The 8,246-nt window shown below is 42.3% G+C and carries 7 protein-coding genes; 2 read left to right on the forward strand and 5 right to left on the reverse strand.

Annotated features, from left to right (window positions below; translation table 11 throughout):
* Positions 1-75: 75 nt before the first annotated feature.
* The 5 genes from F7D73_RS08375 to F7D73_RS08395 form a co-directional block, all read right to left on the reverse strand.
* Entirely contained in the window at positions 76-438 is a 363-nt protein-coding gene (locus F7D73_RS08375) for a hypothetical protein (protein WP_228117677.1), read from the reverse strand.
* Between the two features lie 4 nt (positions 439-442).
* Positions 443-2,755, reverse strand: coding sequence for an ATP-binding protein (locus F7D73_RS08380; protein ID WP_153123831.1), 2,313 nt, complete (start codon positions 2,753-2,755; stop codon positions 443-445).
* Positions 2,756-2,763: 8 nt separating this feature from the next.
* Positions 2,764-4,182: a metallophosphoesterase family protein gene (locus F7D73_RS08385; RefSeq protein ID WP_153123833.1), complete on the reverse strand. Its 1,419-nt coding sequence runs from the start codon at positions 4,180-4,182 to the stop codon at positions 2,764-2,766.
* 24 nt (positions 4,183-4,206) lie between these two features.
* Complete coding sequence (rfbC, locus tag F7D73_RS08390) at positions 4,207-4,794, reverse strand: dTDP-4-dehydrorhamnose 3,5-epimerase (protein ID WP_153123835.1); 588 nt, start codon at positions 4,792-4,794, stop codon at positions 4,207-4,209.
* Positions 4,795-5,063: 269 nt separating this feature from the next.
* The gene (locus F7D73_RS08395) at positions 5,064-5,480 is read right to left on the reverse strand and encodes a hypothetical protein (RefSeq protein ID WP_153123837.1); all 417 of its coding nucleotides are present in this window, start codon (positions 5,478-5,480) and stop codon (positions 5,064-5,066) included.
* A gap of 163 nt (positions 5,481-5,643) precedes the next feature.
* Here F7D73_RS08395 and F7D73_RS08400 point away from each other — a divergent pair, with 163 nt between their 5' ends.
* Both F7D73_RS08400 and F7D73_RS08405 read left to right on the forward strand, forming a co-directional pair.
* Entirely contained in the window at positions 5,644-7,794 is a 2,151-nt protein-coding gene (locus F7D73_RS08400; RefSeq protein ID WP_153123838.1) for a VapE domain-containing protein, read from the forward strand.
* 364 nt (positions 7,795-8,158) lie between these two features.
* Positions 8,159-8,246 (forward strand): DUF4248 domain-containing protein (locus F7D73_RS08405; RefSeq protein WP_153123844.1); only part of this gene is annotated, 88 nt, incomplete at its 3' end.

Below are 8,246 nucleotides of genomic sequence, written 5' to 3' on the forward strand. Positions count from 1 at the left end.
AATGCTCAGTACCTTATCTTGTAACTCTGCATCATCCTCCAATGCTTTTATATTCAAAATGAGGTAATTGATTATTTAATCTTTGCTCTCTAATCTATCCCATTCATCATAATGAACTAAAAAGGCTATATCTCGCTCATTATTCCAAATATGATTAAGCATATTCCAATAAAAGAAGTAGCTAGTTGTACCATTTGCATTTGTTTGTCTTACATCATTACCAACCTTAGTATAGAGAACAACATAGTCACCTTTTCGAACAGGCACATCACCAAAGGCATAGACATGTCTATTTTTATTGGATAGATTACCATCCTTATCAAATGTGGTATCCAACACTAAATAACGGCACAAATTACAGTCTTCCAAGACTTTGAGAACTATACGTTCTTCGTCATTGCCTCTATCTTTTATCTCTTGTATTTTTATCTTCATCATATTTTTACGAGTTTTCAATTTCATCAAAACGAACATAGAATTTGAGCTTCTCATCTATATTCAGATTGAAATAGTCATATAACTCAGGAACAATAGGAACAAAGATTTTATCCTTTGTTATTATCGTTGTAGAACGTATTGTCTTTCCACCAGTTGAATCTGGTATTTTTCGCGTCAACTCCAAATCATAATAGAGTGTATTCTTACCATAAGCATCCGTGAATATATATATCAACCTATGCATACTCCAAATAATCCTTGTTGTATGAGGGGAAGAGAAGAATATACGCTTTTGCTTTACCATCTTGTCTGTCAACGCCATAAACATTTTATTATTTTGCAGTACAGGTGTAAAGGTTTCTGTCTTTAGTATACGTAATTTGGTCTCTACATCAAGACACATGATAGGCGGCATTGGTAAAATTTCATTATTTTCGACATTGGCAACTGCATCTTTCGACTTATTTAAAGCATTGCTTTCTATATTAGAAATAACTTCAGACACATCACCTACTTGTGACTTGTTTATAGTTTGCTGATGCTTATTGCGTTCCGCCTTGGCAAACTTCAAGAAATCCTCTGCAGAAATCTCTTCTGCTCGGAGTTTGTTTATCATCTCATCCATAGTACCCATCATGTCGTAAGGTATGACATACTCATCTTTAGTGTTATGGAGGACTCTTGTGATATAATCAGTTCTTTCCTTTACACCTTTGGGAATAAAAGCAGAGAATTGCTGATATAAAACCACTCTAACAAAATCTTTTGCAATCGGAGTAAACAAACGATAATTCTCTTTTCTGATAGAAATCAAACGATTGACATCGTCATTATTTGGTGAGATGTAGATGCAAAAGGTTTCATTATTCAAATCATGCGTAACAAACACATTAAGGTAATGAGAAATGTCTGCAAATTTAATATCAAACCCCTTAACATAATAATCCTCTTCTATTATGCTTTTAAGTTCATTCAACACAAAGAACTGATCTACCGTCAATTCATTTTGGGTATATTCATGTAGTACTTGTATGGTATTCGGGATAGAAGCAACTTTCATCTGCTGAAGATAAAGACGCTGAATCCGTTTTCTATAAGTATTGTCAGATATGGATAATACCGTTTCTGGTGAATTTTTGAATTTAGTTAAGACTGTCGCATCTACACCATCTGCGTATTTATATAATTTTGCAGTATCTAATGTAATAGTACCAAGTTCTATGTAATTTTCTTCATTGGCAACCTTTACTTTGACATGAGATGCTAATTTTAACTCAAAATTATTAGCTACATATTTTAGATAATCACGATATTGATCACATATTACATCCTGAGAAATAATTTCGGTCCATTTTCTTTCCACAGATTGTATTAACGAATAAACCAATTGCGTAGATTCACGACTTACAGCCTCACGACCAGCTGTAGGCACGAGACAATCTAAATTTGCCACACCTCCAAAATTATATTCAGAATGTACAATTATATTGGATAAGCCAAATCCGTTTCGAAGCCCCATTAAAGAGCTGTCTGATGCATTTAAATATAGATACCCATTTAGTTTGGTGCCATAATTATAGATGTCATAGACCATTATGTTAACTTGCAAAGGCATACTATTTCCATAGCCAATATCTAATTTATAAGCATAGTCTAGCCCTACAACATGTACATCTGTTAACTTACGCTCAAATGTGATGTTCTTCTTTGGAAACTCTTTTCCATTAATCGTTACAGGAATCTCTATATACTCAATATATTGGCGAAGATAGTTTATTGCAGAATCAGCATTAATAACTCCTTGGTTTTCCAATGTTGCTGCAATGCGTGTACCAATCGGGAATTCATTTGCAGGATGTGTAACAATCGGTATGGACTCTTTAACGTTTAGCTTATCACGCAACGCAACAGAAGTAAAAGACTTTTCTTCCCCAAAGCGATGCGTTTGGATTTCTAACTTAGTACAGACTCCAAAATTAGCCAACGCCCCAATACCAAAATGTCCAACAACTCCCGCAGCAATTGCTTGTGGGTTATTCTTACCGCTATTGCCGGCTTTCCAATAGTTATTGGTAAGAATATCGTCATTCATACCGATACCATTGTCTTCTATAATAATTTGCGTATCAGATATTTCAACTTTTATAATAGGAGAAAAATCTGAATCAACTTGCTTCCTTTCCAATATCGCATCATAGGCATTCTGGACATTCTCACGTAGCATAGCTAAAGGAGAATCGTACAAATCATTACCCAATATGCGAATCATCTGCTTTGCATCAAACTCCATGGAAACATACAACGTATTATTGCTCATAAGTAGAATTATTTTAATGCGTTCAACAATGTTTTTACATTCATATCATCCATCGCCTGCAATTGAGGGTCTTCCAATAGTGCTTTTTTCTTATCTACATCATTTAGCTGACTAGCTGCTACAAGTTTCAATACAGCATCTTCAACCGAATGGATTTCCTTGATATTGTCATAAACATACTCATAATCGCTAACTTCTTTCAAATAGTTTTTGAAAAAAGGATTATAAGAAGTATTTGTATCTGCCTCAAGCTGTTTGATTGATTCACAGGCTGCTATATAGTCGCCAGTTTCCTTGCATTTTCTATCGATTTGCAAAAGAACTTTTTCAGGAGAAATTTCCTTTAAGCAAACTTGATAATGAATCTTATTTGTGGAATTAGGCAATGCTTTCATTGCCCAATGTGGAATTTTATTATTCGGATTAGGATTCTTATCCTCACGAATGTTTATGTATATATCAGCACATCCATTATGATGTTCTACCTCTATAACATTGTATTGACGATGGTCTCCAAATGCAAGTTCTTTCTTTGTACCAAAAAGAGTTCCTGAACTTACCAACAAAAGCTTTTGTACTTTATCGTCTTTTGATAAAAGCATATCAGAATACTCCTCAGCAATTTGAAAATGATGCTGATGCCCAAAAAGTCCTATATGAACATCATTGCTCAATAAATCTGTCAATATCGACCTATCCATATAGTTCGTTTCCAATGGGCGTCCATAGTAATGATGATGCCATATTGCTATATTAAGAAATCCCTGATTATAACTGTCAATTAGTTCGTCCCCAACAGAAATTAGAGCATCCTCGGCAATATTACCTGTATCACATAAATGATCTAATTTATGACAGCTATTTAGCCCACAGAAGGTAACTTTACATTCTTCATCAGTATAAGTATAGGCTTGACATTCAGGGTTTATCGGATATTTTCTAATCCCTTCAAAAAAATGGTTATAAAATGAGACAAACAAGTCAAATCGTTTCTTATAATTCTCTGCATCATTAATCTCGTAAAAATTCCGATCTTTCCAATTCCAACGCAAATTTGAAGCCTGTGAGAAATACTCCTTAAGATTCTCATTATATGGCTTCGAAGATAGAACTACACTAGCTTTAGTAATTCTTCGATTTACATCATGGTTGCCAGGGACTACAATGCATCGTTTGCGGTTACCATCTAGATATAGTTTACAAATCTTATCAAGAAAATCTTCTACATCAGAATATTGTTTGTTTATTTCCTCGTCAGTATAAGCACCTTGAATCAAATCTCCACTAACAACGATGAAAGATGGCTTCACTATACCTTCATGAGAAGTATAAGCATCCAAATCTCGCTTCAAAGACTGATAAAGAGACTCATAATCAACATCATCCGATTTATGAATGTCAGAAATATGTATTATGGAGTACTTCATATATTAAAAAATAATCAATGCTACTTATTTATATAAATCCACATTGATGTCAAATGGACTATCGAAATCCTTTAACATTTCGTGCTTCGTATCCTTTTCTGAAAGGTTGGCATGATCGGTTGGAATCTTCCAATCTATGCCTAAGGTGTCGTCAAGGATGCTGATACCACCATCGGCTTCCGGATGATAGAAGTTATCACACTTGTATTGGAATACGGCTGTTTCTGAGAGAACGGCGAAACCATGAGCAAAACCCTTTGAAATGAAGAACTGAACATGGTTGTCTTCTGTCAGTTCTACAGCCACATGCTTGCCATAGGTTGGTGAACCCTTGCGGATATCTACAGCTACATCAAGGACTCTGCCCTTTACGCAACGCACCAACTTGCTCTGTGTATAAGGTGGACGCTGGAAGTGCAGACCTCGCATCACGCCATAGCTGCTCATAGACTCGTTGTCTTGGCAGAAGTGAACACTGTGTCCCAGGATTGGGGCAACCTTCTCTTCAAACTCTCGCTCGCTGAAGCTCTCGAAGAAGTAGCCGCGAGCATCACGGAAGAGTCGTGGCTCTATAATGAGTACGCCTTCAATTTCTGTTTTTACTATATTCATTGATTTAACTTTTGTTCTTAAAAATAAGAAGTTCGAAAACCTACCCGTCCTTCCTTATCCTTAAGGAAGGCTCCACCTCTCATCTCGGTCTTCTCCCCCTCAGGGTAGAAGAGGGGAACCGCTCTCCGGTGCTCAGAACCGCTACGCTCTAAGGTTGGCGGACCAAAGCGGTCTACGCCATATTGTGCGGGATGGGACCGCCTGGGCATGAACTATTACAGAAAGGCGACATCACAATTGCAAAGACGGCATTATAGACTATCCATTTCTCATTCCCTCCTTTTCCAATCCCCCACATCGCTTATCACCGCCCCGAAGTCGTAGCCGGCCACGGAGAGCATCTTTTCGCGGACGCTCTTCTCCATGCCACCGTCAAAGGGATGGAGGGTGACACCGGAATAACAGTCGCAGAAGCATTGCTCCAAGATATCCAGTATGCGACACATCAGAAGTATGCGGTCCCAGACTGAAGAGGTGTTGATGAGAAGGATGCGGATGGCGGCGTACAGCTGCATCACTGAAACCGACTCGTGGTGACGGAAATGATACTGCGCCCTGCCGCTGAGATGATTCTTCTCTAAATATCTTGCACTATACACTTGATGACCTAAGCCATCAACTGCCAACAGGCAATCACCAATCTTGATGATGAGCTGGTCTGGAACATAATCTTTCTGGTTGCTCATGAATTCAAACGTTATTTATGTTAAAAACTCGTTCCCTAGCTAGGAAACAAATGCGATGATATGTCACCGACTTTTTATAATTTTGCCAGCGTTAGAAAAAAAACGATGAATTCGTTAAACAACTAACAATTTTTTTTATTAACTAAACATAGGAAATGCAATTATGAATATTAACATTTTCAATGGCTATCAGTCTACCGAGCCTGCTATTATCAAGTTCCAGCAAATGGTAGACATCATCAGGGGCGACAAGCAGCTCGCCGAACTGACGAAGCGTTACCGCATCACGCACCAGAGGGAGTACAAGAGCCAGTGCTACTGCTTCTCAGTGACCTGCGTCTTCCAGGGTGGCAAGGCGAAGAAGGACATCATCGAGGTGACGGGCATCGGATTTTCTGACTTCGACCACGTGCCGAAGGAGAAGCTAGCCGAACTCTGCGCCAAGCTGAGAGAGGACAGACACACTTTGTTCTTCCACATCACCGCTTCGGGTGAGGGACTGCGCGTGCTCTATCGCTACGAGATGAAACCGGGCATGACGCTGGAGGAGCAGATGAAGTTCTATCCCACTGCCTTCCTCCATGGCAACCAGTATTTCTCCGACCTGCTGGGCGTGGAGTACGACGAGCATTGCTGCAACCTGGGCAGACTGATGGGTGCCGCCTACGACCCTGATGCCTTCTTCCGACCCAATGCAGAACCTTTCAGCTACGACTGGCTGGTGGCACGGCAACAGGAGAAGACCTTGCAGGACAATGCCACGGCTCGATTGCGACGGGAGGTGAAGAAGATTGACCGCCTCTACGAAGACAAGCTTGCCAAGGAACTGGAGCAAGAGATGAAGACTTATGTGGCGGGCAGCAAGAACGAGTATGTGTCGTGCCTCGCCTACAAGCTCAATGCCTTCGGTTTCTCCGCCGATGCCGCCCTGGAGTTCATCTGCCAGGAGTTTCCCGACTACGAGCGCCCGAAGGCTGTCGTGGACAGTTGCTACCGTCAGACTGAGGAGCACGGCAAGCGCAAGCACGAGCTGCAAAACCGTCGCCATGAGGCGGGCAAGTCGGCTTCCGTGAACGACATCATCCGGTTTCTGGGCGAACACGTGGATCTGAGGTACAACCAGATTACCATGAGGGTGGAGTATCGCATGAAGGAAGAAAGCGACGGAGAGGATTCTTCTACCCCAGGACTTTGGCAGATCATCAACGACCGTGCGGTCAACACCCTGTGGAGCGAGATGTCGAAGACAAACCGTGCCGCGGTGCAAGACTTCTTCCGTGTCATCGAGAGCAACTATGTGCAGCCGTTCAATCCGTTCACCGACTATCTGGGTAGCCTTCCCGAATGGCACGAGGGCGACACCGACTACATACAGCAGCTTGCCGACAGCGTGACCATCAAGGGTGGCGAGGAGCAACAGAAGCTATGGGCCTGTTACCTGCGCAAGTGGCTCGTGGGAATGCTGGCAGGATGGACGCTCGACGACGTGGTAAACAATGTAATCATCGTATTGATAGGCGCACAGGGCTCCGGCAAGAGCACTTGGATAGCCATGTTGTTGCCACCCGAATTGCGCCAGTATTTCTACACCAAGACCAACGCCAGCCGTCTCACAAAGGATGACCTGCTGGTGCTAGCCACCTACGGACTGATGCTCTGCGAGGAGTTGGACACGATGAAGCCCTCAGAGCTGAACCAGCTGAAGGCTGCCGTCACCATGCTCACCATCGACGAGCGTGCAGCCTACGCCCATTTCGCAGAGCATCGGCCACATATAGCCTCGTTTGCCGCCACAGGCAACAACGTTCAGTTCCTCTCCGACCCTACGGGCAATCGCCGCTGGCTGCCCTTCGAGGTGGAGAGCATCCAGTCGCCCCGTGAGCATCCCTTCGACTATCCCCACATCTATGCCCAGGCTTTGCATCTGCTGCGCTCAGGCTTCAGATATTGGTTTACGCAGCAAGAAATCATTGAACTCAACCTTCACAACCACAAGTTTGAGGCACCCCGTCTGGAGCGGGAACTCGTTGCGCTCTACTTCGCCCATCCCACCGAGGAGCAGCATGGCATATTCATGACTGCCAGCCGTGCCCTGCAGATTATCGGAGCGGGCATCAGCCAGAAGCTCAGTGCCGTATATGTGGGCAGGGCTTTCTGTGAGCTGGGATTCCGCAAGGTGAGGGTGAACCACTGCTGGGGCTATCTCGTGATAGAGCGTGACGGCGACATGATCAAGGCACAGCAAGTACGCCTGGCAATGGAGGCAGAGGACGACTATTCCCAGCAGGAAACCGACCCCGATCTTCCCTTCTAGGGGTGGGTAGGGTAAGTAAGGGGAGGGTACTTTCTAAGACTTTCCTATGTATAGGTTCGTTTACTATAGGAAAGATATAGTATATATATAGACTCCTAGGAAAAGCGATTTTCTACTCACCCTAGTTACCCCCTGGCATAAACAAGATAGTTACGACCGCTAAGTATCATGGTTACGATAGCTAAGTATCATATTTACGGATAGTATCTTAGTCTCCCACAGATCTCACAGATTTACACAGATTCTCTCGTTGCAAGCAACAGTTATCACCAAACCTCAATGGAAGAACTCCGAAGGAGTCGAAATCTGTGAAAATCTGTGTTATCTGTGGGAAAATTAAACATTCAACATTATAACAACGTTTATGGATTTACGAAGTTACACCAAGCAGGAGTTAGCCCTGCTCTATTTCCCCGATTCGTCACCCGTGGTGGCAAGTGCTCATCTGATGC

Origin of the sequence: Segatella copri, from assembly GCF_009494395.1 — a bacterium.
Taxonomy (GTDB): Bacteria; Bacteroidota; Bacteroidia; order Bacteroidales; family Bacteroidaceae; genus Prevotella.

Excerpts from the sequence above, each read along its gene's own strand:
- F7D73_RS08375 (WP_228117677.1), bottom strand. The coding sequence starts at position 438 with ATGATGAAGATAAAAATACAAGAGATAAAAGATAGAGGCAATGACGAA.
- F7D73_RS08380 (WP_153123831.1), bottom strand. The coding sequence starts at position 2,755 with ATGAGCAATAATACGTTGTATGTTTCCATGGAGTTTGATGCAAAGCAG.
- F7D73_RS08385 (WP_153123833.1), bottom strand. The coding sequence starts at position 4,182 with ATGAAGTACTCCATAATACATATTTCTGACATTCATAAATCGGATGAT.
- rfbC (WP_153123835.1), bottom strand. The coding sequence starts at position 4,794 with ATGAATATAGTAAAAACAGAAATTGAAGGCGTACTCATTATAGAGCCA.
- F7D73_RS08395 (WP_153123837.1), bottom strand. The coding sequence starts at position 5,480 with ATGAGCAACCAGAAAGATTATGTTCCAGACCAGCTCATCATCAAGATT.
- F7D73_RS08400 (WP_153123838.1), top strand. The coding sequence starts at position 5,644 with ATGAATATTAACATTTTCAATGGCTATCAGTCTACCGAGCCTGCTATT.